This window comes from Saccharothrix isguenensis, assembly GCF_052936305.1.
This window is the reverse complement of sequence record NZ_CP193626.1, coordinates 2,621,333-2,644,798: the sequence shown is the minus strand read 5'-3', so window position 1 is coordinate 2,644,798 and position 23,466 is coordinate 2,621,333. Positions and strand designations below refer to the sequence as shown.

17 protein-coding genes and 1 pseudogene are annotated in these 23,466 nt (G+C 65.6%); 10 read left to right on the top strand and 8 right to left on the bottom strand.

Features of this window, described 5'->3' with window-relative positions; all coding sequences use genetic code 11:
- Nucleotides 1–74: 74 nt before the first annotated feature.
- The 4 genes and pseudogenes from ACRAKI_RS12645 to ACRAKI_RS12630 form a co-directional block, all read right to left on the bottom strand.
- Entirely contained in the window at nucleotides 75–1,415 is a 1,341-nt protein-coding gene (locus ACRAKI_RS12645; protein ID WP_447007255.1) for an AbfB domain-containing protein, read from the bottom strand.
- Nucleotides 1,416–2,040: 625 nt separating this feature from the next.
- Nucleotides 2,041–3,222 (bottom strand): arabinofuranosidase catalytic domain-containing protein, encoded by a 1,182-nt coding sequence (locus tag ACRAKI_RS12640; RefSeq protein ID WP_447007254.1) that lies wholly within the window; start codon nucleotides 3,220–3,222, stop codon nucleotides 2,041–2,043.
- A gap of 817 nt (nucleotides 3,223–4,039) precedes the next feature.
- A protein-coding gene (locus ACRAKI_RS12635) for an IS5 family transposase (RefSeq protein WP_447008404.1) occupies nucleotides 4,040–4,845 on the bottom strand; the annotation gives its coding sequence in 2 pieces (ribosomal slippage) (nucleotides 4,040–4,503 and nucleotides 4,503–4,845; 807 coding nt in all).
- Between the two features lie 61 nt (nucleotides 4,846–4,906).
- Nucleotides 4,907–5,080, bottom strand: a pseudogene (locus ACRAKI_RS12630) (transposase); the annotation flags it as partial.
- 768 nt (nucleotides 5,081–5,848) lie between these two features.
- On the opposite strand from ACRAKI_RS12630, the gene ACRAKI_RS12625 reads away from it, so the two are divergent.
- Nucleotides 5,849–6,673: an integrase core domain-containing protein gene (locus ACRAKI_RS12625; RefSeq protein ID WP_447007253.1), complete on the top strand. Its 825-nt coding sequence runs from the start codon at nucleotides 5,849–5,851 to the stop codon at nucleotides 6,671–6,673.
- Between the two features lie 698 nt (nucleotides 6,674–7,371).
- Here the strand turns inward: ACRAKI_RS12625 and ACRAKI_RS12620 are convergent.
- Nucleotides 7,372–10,530 carry an RHS repeat-associated core domain-containing protein gene (locus tag ACRAKI_RS12620; RefSeq protein WP_447007252.1) on the bottom strand — a complete coding sequence of 1,053 codons (3,159 nt, stop codon included), beginning with the start codon at nucleotides 10,528–10,530 and terminating at the stop codon, nucleotides 7,372–7,374.
- A gap of 640 nt (nucleotides 10,531–11,170) precedes the next feature.
- On the opposite strand from ACRAKI_RS12620, the gene ACRAKI_RS12615 reads away from it, so the two are divergent.
- From ACRAKI_RS12615 to ACRAKI_RS12595, 5 genes are all read left to right on the top strand, one after another.
- The gene (locus ACRAKI_RS12615) at nucleotides 11,171–11,458 is read left to right on the top strand and encodes a transposase (protein ID WP_447007251.1); all 288 of its coding nucleotides are present in this window, start codon (nucleotides 11,171–11,173) and stop codon (nucleotides 11,456–11,458) included.
- Nucleotides 11,459–11,582: 124 nt separating this feature from the next.
- Complete coding sequence (locus ACRAKI_RS12610) at nucleotides 11,583–11,945, top strand: hypothetical protein (RefSeq protein WP_447007250.1); 363 nt, start codon at nucleotides 11,583–11,585, stop codon at nucleotides 11,943–11,945.
- Nucleotides 11,946–12,520: 575 nt separating this feature from the next.
- A complete protein-coding gene (locus ACRAKI_RS12605) occupies nucleotides 12,521–13,579 on the top strand; it encodes an integrase core domain-containing protein (protein ID WP_447007249.1) in 1,059 nt (352 codons plus the stop codon).
- A gap of 230 nt (nucleotides 13,580–13,809) precedes the next feature.
- The gene (locus tag ACRAKI_RS12600; RefSeq protein WP_447007248.1) at nucleotides 13,810–14,118 is read left to right on the top strand and encodes a hypothetical protein; all 309 of its coding nucleotides are present in this window, start codon (nucleotides 13,810–13,812) and stop codon (nucleotides 14,116–14,118) included.
- Nucleotides 14,119–14,186: 68 nt separating this feature from the next.
- Complete coding sequence (locus ACRAKI_RS12595) at nucleotides 14,187–15,854, top strand: hypothetical protein (protein ID WP_447007247.1); 1,668 nt, start codon at nucleotides 14,187–14,189, stop codon at nucleotides 15,852–15,854.
- A gap of 147 nt (nucleotides 15,855–16,001) precedes the next feature.
- On the opposite strand, the gene ACRAKI_RS12590 is transcribed toward ACRAKI_RS12595, so the two are convergent.
- Together ACRAKI_RS12590 and ACRAKI_RS12585 are read right to left on the bottom strand one after the other, a co-directional pair.
- Nucleotides 16,002–16,289 (bottom strand): integrase core domain-containing protein, encoded by a 288-nt coding sequence (locus ACRAKI_RS12590; protein ID WP_447007246.1) that lies wholly within the window; start codon nucleotides 16,287–16,289, stop codon nucleotides 16,002–16,004.
- The gene (locus tag ACRAKI_RS12585) at nucleotides 16,231–16,677 is read right to left on the bottom strand and encodes an integrase catalytic domain-containing protein (protein WP_447008403.1); all 447 of its coding nucleotides are present in this window, start codon (nucleotides 16,675–16,677) and stop codon (nucleotides 16,231–16,233) included. The genes ACRAKI_RS12590 and ACRAKI_RS12585 overlap by 59 nt, the downstream gene beginning before the upstream one ends.
- A 26-nt stretch (nucleotides 16,678–16,703) precedes the next feature.
- Between ACRAKI_RS12585 and ACRAKI_RS12580 the strand changes: the two genes are divergently transcribed.
- The 3 genes from ACRAKI_RS12580 (at nucleotide 16,704) to ACRAKI_RS12570 (ending at nucleotide 20,871) form a co-directional block, all read left to right on the top strand.
- Nucleotides 16,704–17,774 (top strand): integrase core domain-containing protein, encoded by a 1,071-nt coding sequence (locus ACRAKI_RS12580; RefSeq protein ID WP_447007245.1) that lies wholly within the window; start codon nucleotides 16,704–16,706, stop codon nucleotides 17,772–17,774.
- Nucleotides 17,775–17,985: 211 nt separating this feature from the next.
- Nucleotides 17,986–19,779, top strand: coding sequence for a hypothetical protein (locus ACRAKI_RS12575; protein WP_447007244.1), 1,794 nt, complete (start codon nucleotides 17,986–17,988; stop codon nucleotides 19,777–19,779).
- A 723-nt stretch (nucleotides 19,780–20,502) separates the two neighbouring features.
- Nucleotides 20,503–20,871, top strand: coding sequence for a hypothetical protein (locus ACRAKI_RS12570; protein ID WP_447007243.1), 369 nt, complete (start codon nucleotides 20,503–20,505; stop codon nucleotides 20,869–20,871).
- Between the two features lies 1 nt (nucleotide 20,872).
- On the opposite strand, the gene ACRAKI_RS12565 is transcribed toward ACRAKI_RS12570, so the two are convergent.
- The gene (locus ACRAKI_RS12565) at nucleotides 20,873–21,640 is read right to left on the bottom strand and encodes an RES domain-containing protein (RefSeq protein ID WP_447008402.1); all 768 of its coding nucleotides are present in this window, start codon (nucleotides 21,638–21,640) and stop codon (nucleotides 20,873–20,875) included.
- A gap of 287 nt (nucleotides 21,641–21,927) precedes the next feature.
- On the opposite strand from ACRAKI_RS12565, the gene ACRAKI_RS12560 reads away from it, so the two are divergent.
- Nucleotides 21,928–23,391: an NF041680 family putative transposase gene (locus tag ACRAKI_RS12560; RefSeq protein ID WP_447007242.1), complete on the top strand. Its 1,464-nt coding sequence runs from the start codon at nucleotides 21,928–21,930 to the stop codon at nucleotides 23,389–23,391.
- Nucleotides 23,392–23,466 lie beyond the last annotated feature (75 nt).

Sequence of the window (23,466 nt, the reverse complement as noted above, 5' to 3'; positions counted from 1 at the left end):
GGGCGTGCCGCACTGCCCGGTGGACGGTGCGCGGCGACGTGGTCCGCGCACCGAACCCGGCAGGCTCGCGATCGTCAGGCTTGCGGTGAGGTCAGGGTGAACGAGGCGTCACGGGCGAACACCGTGTCCGTGCTTCTCAGGTCCAGTCGCATCTCGAAGCCGAAGTGCCGCAGGTAGCGGCCGGGGAAGTTGTAGGACTCGAAGGAGGTGGAGCCGCCCCCGGCCAGGCCCGCCCGGCCGCAGAACGTCGCGTCACCGCGGAAGACGGCCGATCCGTCGTTGCGGGCGAGCACGAGCTTCATGCTGCTGTGACGCAGGTAGTGCCCCGGGAAGTTGACCGACTCGAACGAGTAGCAGTTCCCGTTGGCCAACCCGCCGACGACGGTGAAGGTGGCGTCGGCGCGATCGGTGGCGGTGCCGACAGGTTCGACGTAGGCGACGTTGTTGCGGTGCCTGACGTACCGGTCGGGGAAGTTGACCGAACGCACCGAACGCCTGCCGGTCGGCACGGCCGTGCTGTCACCGACGTTCTCCCGCAGCACGGTGAAGTGCCGCGCCGTGCCGGACAGCTCCGACAGCTCGACCTTGGCGCCGAAGGTGTTCAGGTTGGAGCTGTCCGCGTAGAAGTAGCGCTTGGCGCCGTACTGGTCGAAGTAGATCCGCCACCGGCCGTCGGGCAGCTGCACGAGCGCCGGCCCTTCGAGGCCCGAGCCCCAGCCGGCCCAGTTACCGGTGCCGACGAACTGCCACGGGCCGTTGAGCGACGTGGCGGTGGCGTGCTCGATGTACTTCGTCGTCTCGTTCTTGACGAAGTTGTGGTACGTCCCGCCGTCCTTGACGATGAAGCTGTCGATGTAGTTGGCCGGGATGCCCAGCGCCACCGGTGCGGTCCACGTCGACAGCGAGCTGTCGGTCGCGGTGATCCGGTAGGGCCGGAACTGGCCCGCGGTGCCCGTGGTCGACGCCGAGAACACCACGTGCACGCTGCCGTCGGAGTCCTTGAACCACTCCGGCGCCCACGTGCTGCCGGTCGAGCCGTTCAGGCCGACGGTCACGTTGCGCAGGAACGTCCACGTCGTGTAGTCCGCGCTGCGGGCGAAGCCGATCGTGTTCCCGGTCCAGCCGGTGGTGTAGACGATGTAGTAGTAGCCGTCGGTGTGCCGAATGACGCTCGGGTCGCGAATCAACCCGGACGGCGGCGTGTACGCGTTGGAGCGAACCAGGTTGAAGTTCGTCCCGCTCGTCGAGTCGTACACGTACATGTTCGACTCGCTGCTGTTGGTGAACGCCGTCATCACGTAGTGGGGCGCAGGACCTGCCGCGCGCGCGGCGGGCTGGTGCACCAACAGGGAGGCGGCCAAGGTGGTCAGCAGGGTCGCCGCGGCGGCGGCGATCCTCGAGCGGGGGGACGTCATTGTCTCTCCTCGGAACGGGCTGCGTGCAGCGCCGGCTGCAGCGGCCTTGCCGATGAGCCGGTCGCCACCGGCGGGCAGCGCTGTGGCACTGGAGGAGCACGGCCGGGGTGCCGACCGCCCGTGCCATGTTTACGTCAACATGGCACGGGGTAGTACGTGGCGCGTAAATACGGGAGTTGCCAGAAGCGATGTTCACGCTAACATCTTGCGGTAGTTCAGTGTTGGCGCAAGACCACGCGGATGTCAAGAGCAAGGTCACCGCCGACTCGGGATCCGGTGCCCGGCGTCGCCCACCGCTCGACAACCCGCGGCGTCACCGCATGCGCGGCGGGGCGGTGCTCTGGCGCTCGACCAGCCGGACGGGCACCAGGAACGCACCGGGCCCGGTCGCCCCGTGCCGGACCCTCCCCAGCCGGGCCGCACGTCGACAGGTCGCCGACCGGTCAGTGGCGGCCTGATCGACGAGCAGGAGCTCACCGCAGCCTGACCGCAGGTCAGACCGCACGACCGGCTTCGGCACCCGACTGGGGCGGGGTTGCGAGCGACCCCGCCCCATCTGAAGGGTGTAGTCAGTCCTGCCGGTCGTGTAGATGCTGTCGTGGAATGAGGACTCAGCCGTGCGGGGTCATCCCGTCAGCCTGAAGGTCGCGTCGGCGCGGCCGGTGGCATCGGAGATCTGGTGCAGCCGCAGCTCGTAGTCCTGGTGGCGGATGTAGCGGTCGGGGAAGTTGTAGGACTGGATGCGGTTGACGGGAGCGACCGACCTGGCCGCGTAGCCGGCGGCGGCGATGTTGGCCTGCACGGCGTCCTCGGTGGCGTTGGTCGGGTAGCCCGAGGTCATCACGCCTTCGTAGAAGGTGCCGGCACCACCGATGCTGTTGTCACCACCGATGCCGAGAAGGATTCCGCCTTCCTTCTGCATCGGGTGGTAGCCGTTGGGGCGTGGCCCGTCGAAGGTGGTCGACAGTCCACCGGACTGGGCGTTGCCGCTGCGGATGGCCCAGTGGTTGGGCTCGCCCTTGACGATCGCCGTGACGAACCGGTGGGTGACGGTCGGGTTCGGGTTGTAGCGGGGGTTCACGCCGGAGAACAGCCCCCACTCCAAGTCGGCCATGACCCACGGGCCGGGGCCGTCCCCGGACCCCCACCAGTTGTTGGAGCCGAAGTAGACGGTCTCCATGATGCCCTGCCGGTCGGCCTTGCCATCGGTCTGCGCGTTGCCGTAGTCGAAGCAGCAACCGTCGCTGTAGTGCGTGCCGTCGAGGACGGCGTAGATGCCCTCCGGCTGGTCGCCGGTGGCGATGCCGTTGGTCCTGTTGTTGCGGTAGCCGGTGCCGGGCGAGATGAACACGCCGTACGCCTTCTGCCCGCCGACCGTCACCGGTGCCGCGGTCGCGACCGCGAGGTCGTCATAGCCGCCTGGAGCCGGGCCGAGGAAATCTCCGGGAGGCGCCTGGGTGAGGTGGTTGCCGCGGCCGGACTGGTCGTAGAGGACGGTGATGAGGCACGTCGTGTCGGCGCAGAACGAATCCTGCGTGGCGGCGTTGGCCACCCCGCCCGCGGTGAGCGGACCGATGTCGCGCGTGGCGTTGTCCGACGAGCGCCGGACCTGGTACAGCGGACCGTTGTACGCGCCGTACAACGCCCTCGTGGTGCTGTGCGCCGCCACGCAAGGCGTGTTGCCGGCCGCGTAGATGTCGCACGGTCCTTCTGTCGCGCCGTTCGCCGGAGAGGCGAACGGCACCGCGGTGAGTGCGATTCCGGTCGCGAACGCCACGGTGACCCGTGTGATGGCTCGAACTTTCATGACTCTCCTCGTCGTGTCAGGCCGAGCGCGGACGGCTGTGCCGTGGTGATGGAGACTCTGAGGCGGTCACGAGCGACATCGGCGCGTCCGCAGGTCCGCCCCTGGCACGGCTCAACCGCAGCGGCGAGCGTCGCCATCGGGGTCCGGCCGGGTTGGGGTGAGTTCGCCATTGAGCTCTCCGCACTACGATCGAGCTGTTCCGTGTACCGCTTGGCTCGTCTGTCGAGGCAACAAACTAATGACCACTATTGATGTCGGTCAATATTTCAGACAGGCCACGAGGTGGCCAGTATCAAAACTGGCCAACAGCCGTCAACCGCAGTCTGATCAGCGCCATCCCACATCGGACGATGAGACGCACAAACCTACGTCCACGCTAACATAACAATGACCGTGAGCCGACCGTCATTACCTCTACATGAAGTGCGCATGCTGGACACATGCACGTCAACCCCACTAGTCGAAGATCATCGAGGGGTATGTGAACGATAACAGTCCTTGACGACCACGACACCTCTGGCTATATTCGACAACCCTGCCTGCATCCGAAGCGGTGCCAAGTACCGGGTTTGATGACCGGTGCGTGGTCTCGTATTCCACAAGCGGGATCAGGCCGAGTTAACCGTGCAGGCGTCAGTGGTTGAACCAGTCGATGGACTCGGAGATGGCGACGGCAATTTAGAGGTCTTCGATGCCTCGCCAGGGTCCTTTGTTGCTGCCCAGTTCTGCCTTGAAGATCGAGTCAAAAGCTTTCGCAAGGGCATTGATGTTGTGCTCCAACTCGACATCCGCAGACGATAACGACTCAGACGATGCCTCACGTGGTCAGTTTGTTGAGTCGTTTGAAGCAGGTCAGCGTTGCGGCGAAGGTCAGGAAGCCGCAGTAGTTGTCGGCCTGGCGTTCGTAGCGGATGGTCAGGCGGCGGTAGCCGGTAAGCCAGGAGATGGTTCGCTCGATCACCCAGCGGTGGCGGCCGAGTCGTTGGGAGGACTCGATGCCTTTGCGGGCGATGCGCGGGATGATGCCCCGCTGTCGTACCCATCGGCGGAGGTGGTCGATGTCGTAAGCCTTGTCGGCGCGCAGTTTGGCGGGACGGAACCGGCGCGGCCCGCGGCGTGAGCGGATGCGCGGGATGGCCATCAGCATCGGTTTGAGCGCCTGGCTGTCGTGCAGGTTCGCCGCCGACACCCCGACTGCAAGCGGTATCCCGGCGCGGTCGGACACGACGTGGATCTTCGAACCGGGCTTGCCGCGGTCGACCGGGTTCGGACCGGTCAAGTCGCCCCTTTTTTCGCCCGGACCGAGGCAGCGTCCAGGATCGCCCGCGACCAGTCGACCTCACCGCGCGAGCCGAGTTCGGCGAGCACGGCTTGGTGCAGGCGCCGCCACAACGCGGCTTTCGTCCACTCGGTGAACCGGCGGTGCGCGGTCGGCACGGTGACCCCGAACGACGGCGGCAACTCCCGCCATCCACAACCGCTGGTCAACACGTAGACGATCGCGGTGAACGCCGCCCGGTCGTCCACCGGCGCCGTCCCGCCACCCTGCGCACGGGCCTTGAACCTCGGGATCGACGGCTTCACCAACGCCCACAGCTCATCGGGCACCAACCGCAAGGACAACCGATCAACCACGGCTCAAGATCATAAACCAACGGTCAACGCCACGTGAGACATGGCCTCAGTACTTCGCGCCCTCGCCGCCGTTACCTGCCCGGAGTCCGAGGATGTCGCTGTGGCCTTGAGTGGTCACGGCCATCGCCATGCAGATCGGCAGGTTGGCGACCCGCCCGCCGCAGATCTTCACGTGGATGGCGTCGACGAACACCACCGGATAGATCGGGTCAAGCGGCCGGCTCGGGCATCCAAACATGGCAACATCAACAACTGGCCGGTTGGCGCTGGAACACACCTGTCAGGTGTGAGCGTCGACCGGCCGACTGCTGTTGCCGAGCCGCTGACGTGCACTTATTGCCCGCGTGGTCGTGTTCTGGTTAGGCGTCGCTTGTCGTGGTGAAGCAGAGGGGCGGCGGGCGACCGCGCCTGAGTCACCCGCCGCCAGCCCGGTTGTGCCTCTTTATGCCCTCTCGAGCGCTTTGCGCGGGTTCAGCCACAGCCGTTGAACCGGTAGGGCGAATCGTTTCCTCCGCGCCGGTCACCGGTGGAGTGCAGGCGCATCCGGCCTTCCCCCACCGGTGATCACCTCAACCGCAGGAGGCCTTCCGGTGGAAGTCGTTCGGTGAAAGGTTCTTCAGGCCGTACCTCACCCTTCCTCCGGGCAGGTCGTCCAATGTGAAGTCGTGTGGGTGTCAGAACTCTGCACTGGGATGCTGAGCTGCGGCGATCGCGCACGCTGGACCACCAGGGCATGATCGCGGGGTGTGGCGTTACGACTGCTTTACCTGATCTTCGTTCGATTCGGTAACTGGTTGGTTCTGCTCGGCCGGTCCTCCGCGGCCAAGGACGTCGAGTTGCTGGTACTGCGGCACGAAGTCGCCGTGCTGCGCCGGACCGACCCTCGCCGACGGTTGGATTGGGCCGATCGTGCGGTGCTCGCCGCGTTGGTGCGACGCCTACCCGGCTGGTTACGACACCACCGGTTGGTGACGCCGGGCACCGTCCTGGGATGGCACCGGCGCCTGGTCGCGAGGAAGTGACCTACCTGGACCGGATCGGGCGACCGCCGGTCGACGACACCGTCGTGGCGTTGATCGAGCGGATGGCCCGGGAGAACACCGGCTGGGGCTACCGCAGAATCCAGGGCGAGCGGCTCAAGCTCGGCCACCGAATAGCTGCCTCGACCGTGCGCCCCGTGCTCAAGCGCCTACGCATACCGCCCGCACCCGAGCGCGACAGTGACACTTCGTGGCGGCGGTTCCTGCGCGCGCAGACCGCGAGCCTGATGGCCTGCGACTTCTTCCACGCCGACTGCGCCATCACCCTCAAGCGGGTCTACGTGCTCTTCGTGATCGAGGTCGCCACCCGCTACGTCCACATCCTCGGCACCACCACCAACCCCGACGGGCCCTGGACGACCCAACAGGCCCGCAACCTGCTCATGGACCTGGGTGACCGGGCCGACGACTTCCGGTTCCTCATCCGCGACCGGGCCGGCCAGTTCACCACCTCATTCGACGCCGTCCTCTCCGACGCCCGCATCAAGGTCGTGAAGACCCCGCCACGGTGTCCACGAGCCAACGCCCACGCCGAGCGATTCGTCGGGACCGTCCGACGCGAAGTCACCGACCGACTGCTCATCATCAACGAACACCACCTGCGGGTAGTGCTGAACCGCTACGCGAACCACTACAACCACCGCCGACCACACCGAGCACAGCAACTCGCACCACCACGACCGGACCAACCGATCGCAGAGCCGGGCTGCACCTCGATACGCCGCCGACCAGTCCTCGGCGGACTGATCAACGAGTACGAACCCACAGCAGCCTGAAGCGCAGGTCAGGCAGCGGTGGCTGACTTCTGGCACCCCACAGGTTGTGCCGCTTGAAAGTCATCGCTGCTGGCCTGCGGGGTTCCAGGACTCTGCGCCTGGGCGCTGAACTGCGGTGATCGCCCACCATGAGCCGTAAAGGCATGACCGCGAGGCGCGGCGCCACGACTGCTGCACCGGATCTTCGTCCGGCTCGTTGGCCGGCTGGTCCTGCTCGGCCGGTCATCGGCGGCCAAAGACGTGGAGCTGCTGGTGCTGCGGCACGAAGTCGCCGTACTACCCCGCACCAACCGCCACCCGCAGCGGGCGTCACCGCCCGACCCTCGGACTGCGGCACAGTGTCTCCGCTCGCACCACCGAGCAGGGGCACCCAATGCCCCCTCAGCGACCGGAGGATCGATTCTTCCGCCTTTCGACGGCGCGCATGACGGATCCCCCGAAGAGCAGGATCAGTCCTCCGGCCAGGACGGCCGGAAGCGCTCCGGGGGCCTCTTGCCGGAAGATGACGGCGAAGGTGAGCAGCACGAGCCAGAACGCTCCCAGCAGTAAACGCCTCACAACCATGAAACACCTTCCCCGGGATCGACATGTCCAGCGTCGGTCGATGACGTCGAGCGAAGGAGGTCCTCTGGCGGGGCGTGAACGAACGAACCGCCAGGGGACCTCCGTCATGCCGCGAACCTACGATAATCCAGAGATCACAAGAGCTTGCCGAGCGGGGTGAACACCGCCCCACCCACAACGCCCCAGAATCCGTCGGTGGAAACGTCGCTCCGCGTTCCGCCGGCCACCTTGGACCCGATCGCCGCTCCCGCTCCGCCGAAGAATCCGCCCATGAGCGCGAAGGCCGGCAGACATCCCACTCCGGTGCCGCAGGCGGCTGCGACGAATGCGCCCGCAGCCAGTCCGCCGATACCGCCACCGATGGTGGCGCCACCGCTTGAACCGAAGCTTCCGCCAGTGGGGTCGCTGTTGTTGATCGGGTCACCCCCCGCGTAGTTGTAGGGGTTGGGTTCCTGACCGGTGGGGTCGGGTGAGAAAAAGCGGGCGTAGCTCGACTCGTAGATGCGGTAGCCGAGCAGGTAGTGGCCGCGCTGGAGCTGATAAGCGCCGAGGTACCGGAACGGGTTGGATGCCGCGGCCGGGCCGGTGGCGGTAACGCCGCCGTAAGGGGCGTAGCTGTACTCGGCGGTGAGGTTGCCGTTGGTGTCGACGAGCGCGAGGACGCTGCCTTGGTGGTCGGTGATCGCGCCGTGGCGTGCGCCCGCCTTGTCCTTCAGGCCGATGAGCAGGCCTTCGGTGTCGCGGGTGTAGCTGGAGCGGGTCCCGTTGTCCACGGTCTCTGTTACCCCGAGCGCGGTGCGGGTGAACACGTGGGTCACCGCGGCGCCCCCGGTGGGGGTCTCGGTCACTGTGCGGGGTTGGGTCTGGTCGCCCGTGTCGTAGGCGAAGTCGAGCACCTTGGTGGCGCCCAGGTCGGCGGTGAGCAGCTGGTTGGTCGGGCTGTGCGTGACGCTGGAGCCGGGGTTGGTGGTGGACTTGTAGTTGCCCGCGCCGTCGAAGGCCACCGTCGTGTCGTTGGCCTTGGTGTACTGGTCGGCGGCGTTGACGGTGTAGGTGCGACCCTCGCCGGACAGCAGGTTGGTGGCGTTGTCCAGGCTGTAGGAGCCGGTTCCAGCCTTGGTCAGGCGTCCCAGGGCGTCGTAGGTGTAGTCGGTGACCACGCCCTTGATCGTCTTGGACTGATGCTTGTCGGTGTCGCTGCCGTCCGGGCGGGTGTAGCGGTAGGTGGCCTTGAGCAGCTCCGCGCCGGGTTTGGTGACGGTGATGGAGGTGGTGCGACCGGCGTTGTCGTAGCCGGTGGTCTGCACCGCACCGCCGGGGTGGGAGGTGGTGGTGCGCCGGTCGGCGTTGTCGTAGCCGAACGTCGTGGTCCCGCCGTGGGCGTCGACCAACGAGGTGAGCCGGTCCGCGGCGTCGTAGTCGTAGGTGGCGGTGCCGGACGGGGTGGTCAGGGTCTTGAGGTTGCCGACCTTGTCGTAGGTGTAGGAGACGACCTCGGAGCCGCGGGTGACCTTGGTGAGTTGGTTGCGCAGGTCGTGTTCCAGGGTCCGGGTGACGCCGGGGACCTGGGTGGAGGTGAGGTTGCCGTTGGCGTCGAAGGTGTTGGCCTGCTGCACGGTGGAGCCGTGCTTGACCGACAGCACGCGGTCGAGCTTGTCGTAGCCGTAGTCGATGCGCACGCCGTTGCCGTCGGTCACGCTGGTCACCCGCGACAGCGAGTCGTGGGTGTAGGTGGTGGCGCCGGCGGGCGCGGGCGGGGCGACCTTGGTCAGGTTGCCCGCGGTGTCGTAGGTGTAGGTCGTGGTGGCGCCCTTGCCGTCCTTGCGCGTGGTGACCAGACCGCGGGCGTTGTAGGTGTAGGTCTCGATGTCGGCGTTCAGGCCGGTGGAGCGGACCTTGGTCAGGTTGCCGTTGGTGTCGTACTCGCGGGTGTGCTGGTTGCCCGAGGCGTCGGTGACCTGCGTTGGCAGGTGCGGGTGGGCCGAACTGGTGTAACCCACGACGTTCTTCGCGCCGGTGGGCAGTTCGGTGCCGATGAGGTTGTTGAGCGAGTCGTACTGGTAGGTCGTGGAGTGCGATAGCGCGGTGGTGGTGGTGTTGACGTCGCTGGCCGCGGTCCAGGTCTGGGACTGCTCGTGCCCGAGCGCGTCGATGGCTTTGACCTGGCGGTTGTCGTCGTCGAATTCGTGGCGGGAGGCATGGCCGTTGGCGTCGGTGACAGTGGTGTTGGTGTTGGCGTCCCACTGGTAGGTCGTGGAGGAGCCGGTGCCGTCCGGGGTCGGCTTGGTGAGCTTGGTCAGCCGCTGGCTCGACGGGTCGTACTCGAACCGCCAGGCGTTGCCGCGCGGGTCGATCACCGCGCTGGGCACATACGGGTCGGCGGCCGAGTACTCGATCTTGATTTTGCTGCCGGACCGGTCGGTGAACTCGCTGATCTGACCGGCGGCGGTGTAGGCGTAGTTGCCGAAGGTCAGCCCGGACGGATCGGTGATGCTCTGCGGACGGCCCTGCGCGTCGTAGGCGAACGCCGTGGTCCGCCCCTGGGTGTCCACCACCGAGGCGAGGTCGCCGTCCGGGCTGTAGTAGTTGGTGATGGTGTTGCCGTTGCGGTCGGTCTGCGAGACGAGCCAGCCGTTCGCGGTGAACAGCCAACGCTCGTCCGAGCCGTCGAAGGACACCACGTAGCCGCCGTCGGGCGTCTTCGTCAGCTTCGCGTCCACCTTGGGCGCGGGACCGTACGTGCCGTCGCCGTTGTCGTCGAAGACCTCGCAGTACCCGTTGGGGCCGTGCAGGATGACCAACTGCCCGTCGAAGACCTCCAGGCCGATGTTCTCGTAGCTGAGCAGCCAGTCGCCGCCAGGGCTGACGCCGTCGTAGGTGTTGAGGAACCGGTCGACCGTCAGGTTCAACCCGGTGCCCTTGACCGTCAGCTCGCGGTAGGCCAGCACCGCGTTGCGGTTGCTGAGGTTGACCAGGATCTCGAACCGGTCGCTGACCTGGTGCCGTTCCATCGGGTACGACGGCAGCACGCCGTAGTCGCTGCCCGAGCACGTGAGCCTGCGCGGCTGCACGTCCGTCCCGCCCGCGGGACGCCACTTCCGGTCGGGCGCCGCTCCGCCCACCGGCGTCCGGTTGACCTGCGCCGACGGCGTCCACGTCTGCGGCGCGGTGACCGCGCCGTCCTGCACCGGCTCGGCCGAAGCCGAGCCGGTCACCACTCCAGCCACCAGTACCGCGGCTGTCGCGCTGCCGAAGAAGCGCAGCACGAACCCACGCAGAATCCTGCGTCTCATCGAGAAATCCCCCTCGCAAACCGGACACCCCCCGGCGTCCGACACGCCCAGCGCCCCATGGCACCGGCACACCTGAAGCTAACGACCACTCTGCGGTGTCGCATCCCGACGCCTTTGACCACCTGTTCGGAGCAATCCCGACCACGCAGCGGCATCGGCACCGCCGTTGGTGGGACAAACAGGTGAAGCCCTCGTGAACGGAGCGCGGTGATACAGGGCGTGCGTCGGACAGGACTGGCGACACGGTCAGAGCCGACATCATGACCACCCGACCACCCGAATCGATTTCGCAATGCGAACTTCGTGGAAGCGGTATCACTGCACACCACTGGCCGTCGCCATCGTGGTCACGCACACCAACGGGGTAAACCGGATGCCCACCGTTCCTCGTGCCGCCGGATCGACAGGACGCGGACCGCGGACGACTTGACCGACGGCGGGACGAACAGCCCCGGCTTTGACAGGAAATCCATTGCTTGTGGAGGATGGAGTCATGGCAGGAACGTGACGACACTCGACCGAGGTGCGTCAGCGGGCGGTGCGGCTGGTCCAGGACCATCGGGACGAGTACCCGTCTGAGGTTGCCCCCTCGAACCGGACACCCTGATCCCAGACAGCGGTCTGGGGAAGGATGTTCTCCGTGTCAGGCAAGTCGAAGTACCCCGAGCGGTTCCGCAAAGACGCCGTCGAGTTGGCTCGCTCGTCGGACCGGCCGTTGCGGCAGGTCGTCCGCGAGCTGGGCGTGAACCACGAGACCCTGCGCAACTGGGTCCGCACCGCCGAACAGGCCCAGCCCGGGCCCGTGGACACGGCGGCGGTGGACCAGGAGGAGCTGCGGGCACTGCGCAAGCGCGTCGCGGAACTGGAGTTGGAGAAGGACATCCTGCGCAGCGCCGCCGCGTATTTTGCCAAGGAAATGGGTCGTTGACCCTGTTCCTGCCGATAACCTCATCCATGCAGGTAGAGGACGCGTGACACCCAGGGCATCGAGGGGCTCAGGGTCACGGTTGCCATCCGCCGTGGTGTCGGCCAGCACGGCATGATGATCGGCTGTGCTGCTCCGACTGGCCTACCTCGGCGTGACCAACACGTTCGCGTTGCTGCGCCTGCTGCCCATGAGCGACCGGGACAAGGACACGGAGATCCTGTCGCTGCGCCACCAGATCACGGTCCTGGAACGCCAACTCGGAGACGCCCGCCCACGGTTCTCCCCGCCGACCGGGCCTTCCTCGCGGCACTGCTGCACCGACTCCCGGCGCAAGCGCTTCGTCGACTCCGGCTACTGGTACGCCCGGAGACAGTCCTGCGATGCCACCGCGACCTCCTCGCCCACCGCCACGCAGCCCGATCCCGCCCCAAGCGGCCCGGCCGACCACGGACCATCCGCTCGATCCGACTCCTGGTACTACGCCTAACGCGCGAGAACCCCACCTGGGGCTACCGCCGCATCCACGGCGAACTACTGGTACTCGGCATCACAGTCGCCGCCTCCACCGTCTGGCAGATCCTCCAGGACGCCGGGGTCGACCCGGCACCAGAACGCGTCTCCACGACCTCGTCGGCCTTCCTCCGCTCCCAAGCCGACGCGATCCTGGCCTGCGACTTCTTCGAGACCACCACCCTGAGCGGCACCCGCCTTTACGTGCTCGCGGTGATAGAGCACGCCAGCCGCCGGATCCGCGTCCTCGGCGCCACCGCGCACCCGACCGCCTCCTGGGTCACCCAAGCCGCCAGGAACCTCGTCATGGATCTTGAAGAGGCGGGTAGTTCCGCGCGGTTCCTGATCCGCGACCGGGATGGAAAGTTCCCCGCCCTGGGACGAACTGCAGACGGAGCGCGGCGGCCGATAGGTGACCTACCAGATCCAACTCCCCGACGAGGTCTGGGACCAGATCCACGCACTGCCAGCAGAGGCCGACGAACCTGTGCCGCTCGAAAAGTCATCGTCGCTGGTAGAGCGAGGGCCACAGCGTGTTGAGAGCATGTCCGGGTGATCGTGTCCCTGCTGTACAAGCTGACCCGGAAGCTGCTGACCATCCCGTCAGCGGTGCTGCGTAGCGAGGCGGCCAAGGACGCCGAACTGCTCGTGCTGCGGCATGAGAACGCGGTCCTTCGTCGGCAACTCGCGGGTCCGGTCCGCTACGAGCCCGCCGATCGGTTCTGGTTCGCCGCCCTATCCGGACTGGTGGATCGTCGACACTGGCGCGAGGTCTTTCCGGTCACGCCCGCCACCCTGCTCGCCTGGCACCGCAAACCCATAGCCCGCAAGTGGGACCACTTCGCGCGTCGACGCATCGGACGCCCACCGACACGAGCGGCGATCAAGACGCTCGTGCTGCGACTCGCCAAGGACAACCCACGATGGGGTCACCGCCGGATCCAGGGTGAACTGGCCCGCCTCGGCCACCACATCGCCGCCTCGACGGTCTGGAGGATCCTGCACGACGCCGGCATCGACCCGGCGCCACGCCGCACCGGCCCGACCTGGCGAGAATTCCTCACCGCCCAGGCCCAGGACATCATCGCGGCCAACTTCCTCCACCTCGACACCATGCTCGGCAGACGCCTGTACGCAGTGGCATTCCTCGAACATGACACCCGACGCCTGCATATCACCGGCGTCACAGCCCACCCCACACAGGCATGGACCACACAGCAGGCCAGGAACCTCACCCCCGATCTCGGTCACCGGACGGAGCCCCCGCGCTTCCTTCTCCGTGACCGCGACGGCAAGTACAGCCCGGCGTTCGACGCCGTCTTCCAAGCCGACGACCTGCACGTGATCAAGAGCGCGCCGCAGGCGCCCCGGATGAACGCCCACTGCGAACGGGTCATCGGCACCATCCGACGCGAACTCCTCGACCATATCCTGATCACCAGCGAAGCGCACGCACGACAAGTCCTCGCAACCTACGAGAACCACTACAACCAACCCCGACCCCATCAAGCCCGCGACCAACTACCACCCGAAGCTCGGCAGCACCCCACCGCACCCGCCTCCTCGGCGGGCTCATCAACGAGTACAGACATGTCGCTTGACCAGCAGTGATGACTTTTCGAGCGGCACAGGCCAGCGGGCCCGAGTTCCTCAACCACAAGAGGGACTGTGTCACACGAGGCGTACTCGGACGATCCGAATCGTCACTCCACTGGCGCGCTTGATAGGCCGAAAGAGTGATCTCGCTCCGCATCGCTAACATCAGAAGGAGGGCTTCGGATGTAGCGGGTAGGTGTTTCGGTTATGACGTTTGGGTCAGGCCCCGATCGGGAAGGCAAGGCATGCCGGACGACAAGTCGTTGAGGCTCCAGGCTGCGCTGGAGACGGTTCTGAAGAAGTCGAAAGAGACGCAGCCGGGAGAAATAGTGTTCTCCCTGTCCGTCACGACACTGCAAACGGCGATCGACAACGGCGATGAGGCGCGAGCACTGGAAGTGTTTGAGGAGTGCGCTAAGGCATACGCCTCGATGGAGGAGCCCGAGAATTGGATGGCGAGCCGACTGGCGCAGATGGTTCGCCCGCTTCAACTTTTGATCAAGGGGAAAGCTGCGAATGACCCGCAGGCTGATATCTCAGACTCCGTTGAATAGTGCTCGAGGATCGATCTGACGCATCCGGTCCTGAGAACCGTAGGGATCGACGCGAGCTCTACGGGTTGATGCGCAAGGTGCCCCGAAATCGTGGCGGTGTCTGGTTGGCGGGGATTGGTGCCGCTGTCGGTGCCGGAGTCACCGCCTATGCATGGCCATTAGGCGACGATTCCGTGGACCACGAGTTCTTTCTCGGTGTCGCTGGTGCCGCCCTCACGGCACTGGGCCTGATCTTCTCGGTTACCATCCTCATGACCGATCTCGGCCAGGCGAGGGCGCGACTAGAGCCCCGGCGCGTGTTCACCAGTGTCACCTGGGCTTATCTGGCGGTCTTCCTCGGGTCGGTCGGCTGGACGCTGTGGTTCGCGTTCTTCGCGGGCGTGTCCGACGGCGTGGATGAGGTGTGCTTTGAGTCGGACGGCGGTTGGTGCGTCGTCAACGAGCGGCAGGCCGCCAGGATCAGCGTCTTCCTCATCGCGCTCGCGTTGACGCTCCTGCTCCCGTTCGTGCGCTACGCGTACCTGCGGATATCACCGAAGACGGTATTCGAAGGGCTGGCACGGCGTGCGGTGTACGCGCGTGATAGTGAGGGCCGGCGCTCGGGAATGAGCGACTACCGGCGCCTGGCCGTCTCATTCGCCGGAGACCCCGACCGGAACGTGCTGTTCGTGGCGTTGAAGGCGCTCGGCTCGGTCAGCCGCACCGCACTGGCGAAAGATCCTAGAGCGGGCGGTGACCTGCTTGAACAGGTGTGCATGACCATCGGTGAGATCAACCGGTCAACCCGGATCAGCGAAGTCGACAACCGGGTGGTCCTGGATTTCGCCGCAGTGTGGCTCGATCAGGTGGCGGAATCCGTCGGTGTTCGCACCGGGGCGGGTCGCACCGCCGTGAACCGGAAGGTGGCGATCGACTCAGGTCGGCGGCTGCTCGACCTGGCCTCGGCGAATCTACGCGCGTGGAACGACGGCGAGCTCTCGAACCGGGTGGGTTTCGGTACCTTCTCCTTGGTTGGGCAGGTGGCCGAGGTGTGCCTGGAGCATGGCATGCCGATGTCCTTCGTGGCCGTCGCTGGCAACATCCGGGCCTGCGTCGAACACCGGGTGTCGGACTCGACCGGGCGGGTCGTGTACGGCTGCCTCCGGGCGCTGCTGCTCCTGGCCCGACAGACGTACGGAGCCAAAGTGGAGCTCGGCGGCTCGAAGGTAACGATCGAGTTGCTGCTCACGCTCGACCGGCTGTCGACCGCGTCGGACCGGCCACCGATTCCGGTGTGGACGCTGCGCGAGCTCGCCGATTTCGTCGTCGTCGTTTCGACCGGCGGCACGCGTCTCCGGAACTCCGCCATCGCCCGGACTTCCGCCCTCCAACTTCGCGAGATCGCGACGTTGGCCGACCATCTCGCGCGGTCGGCGCCGGACCGTTCGGACGGTCTCGCCGCGCTGCTCCTGCTGTTCCGGCACTTGATCAGGAACGGCATGCACGCTCAGGTGGTCGAGGTCGGAGTTCCGCTGATACTGAGGCAACTCGAAGACAGGGCACCCGACCTGGCGCTCGTGTCCTTCGAAGCCCTCGCGGAGAGTGTGCAGCACTGCGAAGACGTGAGATTGGGTGGTGTGGCACATGCCGCGAGGAAACTGGCGATGGCCCTGCGCAACGAGCAGGGCGCCAGCACCGCACAGGTGGGATCGGAAGTATTCGACGAGGTCGACGACGCGACTCTCCTGACTGGTTGAACGCGCTCCTTGTGTTTCGGGACAGCTGTTCCCGGGACCTGTGGGGTTGTGCCTGCCGAAAACCTCATCCATGCAGATAGAAGACGCACGCAGCCCGATACTTCGAAGCGCTCCGGTAGTTGTCAATTCAGATGAGACAGGTTGTGTTTACGGGGTCGGCTGCGGTTGCCCGACGGGTTGGTTGATCCAGGCCGCCTCGGGCAGCCGGGGTGGCCGGGGTCGGTGTGCGAAGCGCTGCGGATATCGGGTGTGGGCGCGGTCGAGGGTGGCCTGTCGTTGGTCGCGGATCTGATCGGCGGTTCCGAAGTGGACGGACGCGGGGGTGTGCATGCCGATCCCGGAGTGTCGGTGTTCGTGGTTGTAGGCCAGGAAGAACTCATCGCAGAACGCGCGGGCGTCCTCCAGTAAGCCGAACCGATCGGGAAAGTCGGGCATGTACTTCATCGTCTTGAACTGGGCCTCGGAGTAGGGGTTGTCGTTGGAGACGCGGGGGGCGGGAGTGCGAGCGGAGCACGCCGAGGTCGACCAGGAGCTCGGAGACGGGCTTGGAGACCATGGCGCCGCCGCGGTCGGCGTGGACCGTGTGCGGCGCGGTGCCGTTGCGGGCGACGGCGTCGGCGAGGAAGTCCCCGGCCACGACCGCGTCCTCCGCGGCGGCGACCAACCACCCGGTGACGTACCGGGAGAAGATGTCCAGCACGACGTAGCAGCGGTACCAGACGCCCTTCACCGGGCCTTTCAGCGCGGTGATGTCCCAGGACCACACCTTGTGAGGTGCCAGAACTCTGCGTTGGGGCGTTGAGCTGCGGCAATCGCGCACCATGAGCCGTGAAGGCATGATCGCCAGGCATGGCGTTACGACTGATGTACCTGATCTTCGTCCGGGTCGTCGGCTGGTTGGTTCTGCTCGGTCGGTCATCGGCGGCCAAGGACGTGGAGTTGCTGGTGCTGCGGCACGAGGTCGCCGTGCTGCGCCGAACCAGCCCTCGCCCGCGGTTGGACTGGGCCGATCGCGCGGTGCTCGCCGCGTTGGTGCGACGCCTGCCCGGCTGGTTACTGGAACACCGGTTGGTGACACCGGGCACCCTCCTACGCTGGCACCGGCGCCTGGTCGCGAAGAAGTGGACCTACCCCAACCGCACCGGCCGCCCACCGGTCCACGACACCGTCGTGGCGTTCATCGAGCGGATGGCCCGGAAGAACGCCGGCTGGGACTACCGCAGGATCCAGGGAGAGCTGCTCAAGCTCGGCCACCGGATAGCCGCCTCGACCATCCGCCGCGTGCTCAAACGTCTGCGGGTACCGCCCGCGCCCCAGCGCGACACCGACACCTCCTGGCGACGGTTCCTCCGCGCGCAGGCCGCGAGCACGTTGGCCTGCGACTTCTTCCACATCGACTGCGCCATCACCCTCAAGCGGGTCTACGTGTTCTTCGTGATGGAGCTCGCCACCCGCTACGTGCACATCCTCGGCACCACCGCGAACCCGGACGGCCCTTGGACCACGCAACAAGCCCGCAACCTACTCATGGATCTCGGCGACCGGGCCGACGACTTCCGGTTCCTCATCCGCCACCGGGCCGGCCAATTCACCACCTCGTTCAACGCAGTCTTCTCCGGCGCAGGCATCCAGGTCGCCAAGATCCCACCACGGTGCCCACGAGCCAACACCCACGCCGAACGATTCATCGGCACCGTCAGACGCGAAGCCACCGACCGACTACTCATCCTCAACGAACACCACCTGAGATCAGTGCTGCAGCACTACGTGGCTCACTACAACCACCGCAGACCGCACCAAGCCCGGCAACTCGCACCCCCACGACCGGACCGACCGATCGCAGAGCCGAGCCGCACGTCGATACGTCGCCGACCAATCCTCGGCGGCCTGATCAACGAATACGAACCCACAGCAGCCTAACCGCAGGTCAAAGCACATGGCCGACTTTTGGCACCCCACACCACCACGACCAGCCCAGCCGATCACAGAGCCGAGTCGCACCTCGACACGCGCCGCCGACCAGTCTTCGGCGGCGTGACCAACGAGTACGCGCCCACGGCAACCTAACCGCAGGTCAGGCCATGTGGCCGACTTCTGGCACGCCACACCCCACACCCTTAGAGTGGACCAGATGGAGCCCAAGTGGTCACGCCAGTTCGTCGAGGAACATCTAATGCCGCCGTCGCCTGCGCTGCAAGCGCTCGCCGTTCAGCAATATGAATCCGTCCTGCAGAAGTGGCTGCGACACGATGCCCACGGGACGGCTGATTACGACGCGCAGCGTTTTAGTACCCTGTTGGACGTCGTAGAAGACGAGATCGCGCAACTGTTGGCGCCCTACAGCCGGCGCTTATTGTTCAACACGTTCCTGGCGGTGCGGCCCGGCGAGTGGCTAGACGTGATGAATATTTCTCCGGGCGATCCGGACTTCATGTCATCGGTGCACATCACCACCTCACGCGCCATTATGACGCACGGCCAGCGGAAGGCTTCACAACACTGGGGCACGATCACCACTGTGGCCATCCCGCGAAAGGATTGGGGACAGCTCGAGAGGCTGCCGGCCGTCCTCACCAAGTTGTTCGCTCTCGTCACGCTTAAGATCAACGCCGAAATCGGCTATCGGTTGGCCGGCAAAGGAATGCACCTGCTCGGCGTGGGCAAAAGGTTCGAATGGCGATGGGAGCGGGATCTGGCTTTGGAGCGCGCCATCAGGGAGTACGACCGCCGCCGGAGGCGGTCCCGCGGCAGCGTCGCCGGCATGCTTGTCCCCGAGAAGACCGAGGACGAGTCGGACTGGTACTGGCCGAACATCGCTTACAGCTCGACCAAGCTGACCATCGATTACCCCGAGCTTGGTCTTTCCCACACATCGCATGCACGTTTCCTTCGCCCTACCAACATCACGGAACGCCTCACACACCTGACGGCATTCCCAACTGAGTTCAAGCAGGCGTTCGGCCTGGATGTGCGGCATTTCACCACGATCTGCCAAACCCTGGCACAGCTGATCTGGCACCAGACCGCTCAGGATCGACTCGATTCGACCACCGCTAACCACGACGAACTGCACCTCACGTACCAGCTTAGCCCAAAAGACGACCGGAGTACGTCGGCCCCAGGATATCTGCGGGACATTATAGAGGAGGGCGTACTGCGCGCACCGTGGCAGAGATGGCATGAGATGCTGGTCCGGCGCGCGAGCGCACTCGACAGAGGCATCGACGACTCAGTGGTCGACAGCTTTATGAAGTCGTTTACGCTGACTCCGGGCAAACACGGCCCGAAGGAACTGGCGCCGATCCTGTTTCTTGATGTCGAGGAAAACTCGCTGATGCTGGACCTTAACTGCATGACCCAGTTTCATGAACTGTGCTTCCGGGCTGCGGTAGCGCGACACACGGGCGCGATCGGCCACAAGCGCGGCACCCTCTTCGAACGCCAGGCACGCGAGTTCATCATCCGTGAACTCTCGCTCAGCGACAACGACATCCCAGTTTCACCGAACCATAAAACGAAACGCCGAGGACAGATCGTCGACGAGAACGACTTCTGCTTCGTCGCCGACTCGGTACTTGTGGTGCTCGACATGAAAGGCTGGGCCAGAAGCCTCGAATACCATCAAGGTCAATACGAGCCTATTCGGAACCGTCAAACCGACCTGATCACGAAGTACATCCGCAAACAGCTCGAACCACGCGAACATCTTCTAATTGAACAGATCCGTTCTAGCGGTCGACACATCACCGGCACTCTCGGAATGCTCTGCACAGCTGACGTCGAATTTCTTCATCCCCAATTTTCAGAGCTATGGTACGGGCGTATCCCACGCGTGCTGACGCCAGTAGAGATCGTCCGCATCGTCCAAAACCGTTCAAGATGGCGTGACTTGAAAAATTTTGTCGCCAATCGCTGCGATGACTGACGCCAGTGGCTTCACTGAGCGTAGGTCGGCGTCTTGGCGCATGCGTGAGTTGAGTTAGTTTAGGACCGGTAAGTGATGATAGCGCTGACGTCACGCCGCCGATCCTCGGTAACAACCGACGCGACCCTGGACCGCTGACGCAGTGTAGTCGGCGCGGCACGAGGCCGAGTCCTGGACCGTCGGAACACGCTGTTCGTCGTGGAGGACAGCGGCCCTGAGTTTACACCGCCTTCGGCGGTGAAGACGTCAACTATATGAACAAGGTCGCTTCACGGGCGACCGTGACCGCCAACATCCCGCGTAACGATACCTGCCGCCTCTGATGATCTATGGACCCGGCGGCTTCGTCGGCAAGCGAGCCCTGTGCGTCGACAACGCCCACCGGCAGGGCCTGACCTTCCCCCGACGCTGCGGCCGCACGCCACGAGCACTTCATCCCTCGCGTTCTACATGCCTGCGACCTGCGTGGATGCAGTTGTCGGCGAGCCATGTGCCAAGATTCGACCTTGGCAGTACGTCACGTCGCCAGCTGGGAAGCGGTCACGACAACCCTAGGTACTTACTGATCGACTCTCGCAGTACCTCCCTGTCCTGCTGTGGGCTGTCGATGGGGCATGTGCCCTCGTCATAGGCTCGGGGCACCTTCAAGTGGTACAAAGGGAGCAAGCTCCATACGCCCTGGCCGCACACGGTCCTGGCGGAAGGCAGATGGAGGAGGCGAGGGTGATGCCGAACGTTGTGCTCCAAGCCCGCACGATGCCGATTCAGCAAGTCGCCCGTGATCTTGTCGAACGGCTGGGAGCCTCGGTTGTGGCGCTACTGTGCGCAGCTGACGATGACAAGCTGCCACTGATGTGGGCAGAGGACGGGAGGTTGCAGCCAACTCCCGAGCAAGAGAAGCGGCTGCGGGACGCCGAGGAAGTGTGGCTCTTGCTGACGCAGCATAAGCCCGCTGATCAAGTCCAACTGTGGTTCATGGGGAGCAACCCCGTCTTGGAAGGTGCCCCAGCCCTCGCTTTGCGCCGCGGCGAACTGGACCGCGTGCGAGTGGCCGCCCAAGGCTGGATCGATGACAGTTCCTGGGGACTCTAACTCAAACCTGCATATTCAGCAGGCTCGCCGCCCACTTGAGTTCGACATCGGTAGTGGCGATCGGAACACTGTTGCTGTCGGCAGCCATTCGTTGCTCAACAGAGGGGATGACAGCTTCTTCGAACGTATTCTCGTCCAAGACAGGCGTCCATACCGCCCAGCACACCAGGTCGATCGCCAGTTTTGAGGCGTATCGAACGCCCCAGGGCTGTGTGCCGGTCGCCAAGTCCTGCGAGGCAAGCCAGGTGGCTGCCGCGCAGGTCACCTCCCGATCGCGCCCGACGATGTCAGATAGGTCCAAGGCTTCTCGTGGTTGTCCGTCGCCTTTGCGAGGGGGCAACCATTCCGCGGCATGACGGCGGAGAGCTCCTAAAGTCTCCGCAGCAGTCAGGTCGACGAACCATCCTGCCTCGTCGATATCATGAACTCTCAGCACTGCGAGCTGGCAGTCGATGAACCAACTTGAGGGTATCTTGGTTCTTCGGTAGGGCGCGTCTTCAGCCGTCGAAACACCATGGACCAGTGCAAACTTCTGGAGAGTCTCCAAGAATGCTGCGGCCCGACGTTCCGCACAGTAGACGATGGCGCGCCCCGTCACATCCCAGCGGTTCGCGTCGTCGGGTCGGTTCCGACACGCCCGTACTTGCAATGGTGCCCGCCTTCTCGGGCCAGGTTCATATATCCGAAATAGGCGTTTCGGGGGACGGACGATGACCAGGCCGGTGTATGGGCATGTGAAGCGGCCTGCCTCGTCCCGAGATTCCAGCATGCTGACATCTGGCATAGCTCCAGCATCCGGCAAGCACACTCAACCTTCGACCCGGAGAACCCGATCGAGTGAACCTCCACTTGGTCTGCGCAATGCTGGAGTGACGCGGAGTAGTCAACCTCTGTGCCGCTCGGAAAGTCACCACCCGCCTGGTAGAGCGGTGCTAACGCCGCTTTAGCTTGCCGTTTAAGGTCCCGGACGGGTGATGCGCACCCCGGTTGATCATGGAAGCAGCCCTTGGTTGATCATCACTCTTGCGACAGAAGGATGATCGACTAAAGGGCTGCGTGATCAGTGTGCACCATCTCGACTCCGGACCGGCACTCGGGGAGTTGTCCGGGTTCCGGCGTGAGTTCCACCGTTGCCTGACCCGCCGGGCGGGCGGGCTGTTCGAGCTGGCCGACGCCGTGTTGTGCGCCGACGGGCCGGTGCGGACGCTGGTCGGCCTGTCGTTGGCGCCGGAGCACCGACGCGGGCACGGCGGCCTGTACGACGCGGTCAACAACGGCCGGATCGACCCGGAACGGTTACGTGACGCGTTGGCCGGGCTGCCGTTGCCCCGCGCGGCGGACGGTCGCCTGGTGCTCGCGGTGGACGTCTCGCCGTGGCTGCGGCCGGACGGCAACACCTGTCCGGACCGGTCGTTCTGCCACGTCTACGGCCGTGGCCGCGACGAGCACCGCATGATCCCGGGATGGCCGTACTCGTTCGTGGCCGCGCTGGAGACCGGCGGCACGTCGTGGACGGCGTTGCTGGACGCGGTCCGCCTGACGCCCGGCGCGGACGTCGCCACGGTGACCGCCGCGCAGTTGCGCGGGGTGGTCGGGCGGCTGCTCGGCGCCGGGCAGTGGCAGCAGGGCGATCCGGAGATCCTGGTGGTGCTCGACGCCGGCTACGACGCGCCCCGCATCGCCCACCTGTTGGCCGATCTGCCGGTGCTGGTGCTGGGGCGGATGCGGTCGGACCGGGTGCTGCGCCGCCCGACCCCGCCCCGGGTCCACAACCCGCTGGGCGGACGTTTCCCCAAGCACGGCGGCGAGTTCGCCTTCGGCGACCCGACCACCTGGGACACCGAAGACGTGCTGACCAGCACCGAAACCCGTCTCTACGGCACCGCCACCGCACAGGCCTGGAACCGCCTGCACCCACGACTGCCCCGCCGGGCCGCCTGGACCGACCACGACGGGCCGCTGCCGATCATCGAGGGCACCGTCATCCGGTTGACCGTCGAACGACTGCCCTCCGGCGGGGCGAACAAGCCGGTCTGGCTGTGGTGTTCCGGAACCGACGCGGGTCCCGCCGATGTCGACCGCTACTGGCAGATGTTCCTGCGACGCTTCGACATCGAGCACACCTTCCGACTGCTCAAGCAAACCCTCGGCTGGACCAGGCCACGACTGCGCGCCCCGGAAGCCGCCGACCGTTGGACCTGGCTGATCCTGGCCGCCCACGCCCAACTCCGACTGGCACGCCCACTGGTCCGCGACCTGCGCCACCCCTGGGAACGCCCCGCCGAACCCGCCAGGCTCACCCCGGCCCGCGTCCGCCGCGGGTTCCGGAACCTCCACACGAAGATCGCCCGTCCAGCGGCGGCACCGAAACCCACCCGACCTGGACCAGGGCGACCACCCGGCTCAAGAAACCGCGCCACGGCACAACGCTTCGACGTCGGACTGCTCCTGGCCACCGGCCAGGCCTATACCCGACCAACCCACCACAAGAAGGGCACCAAACCCCGCCGAACAGGATAAAAGACAAGTTTAGAGCATGTCCTGTGGGGTTCCACAACTCTGCACCTGAGCGCTGAGCTGCGGTGATCGCGCATC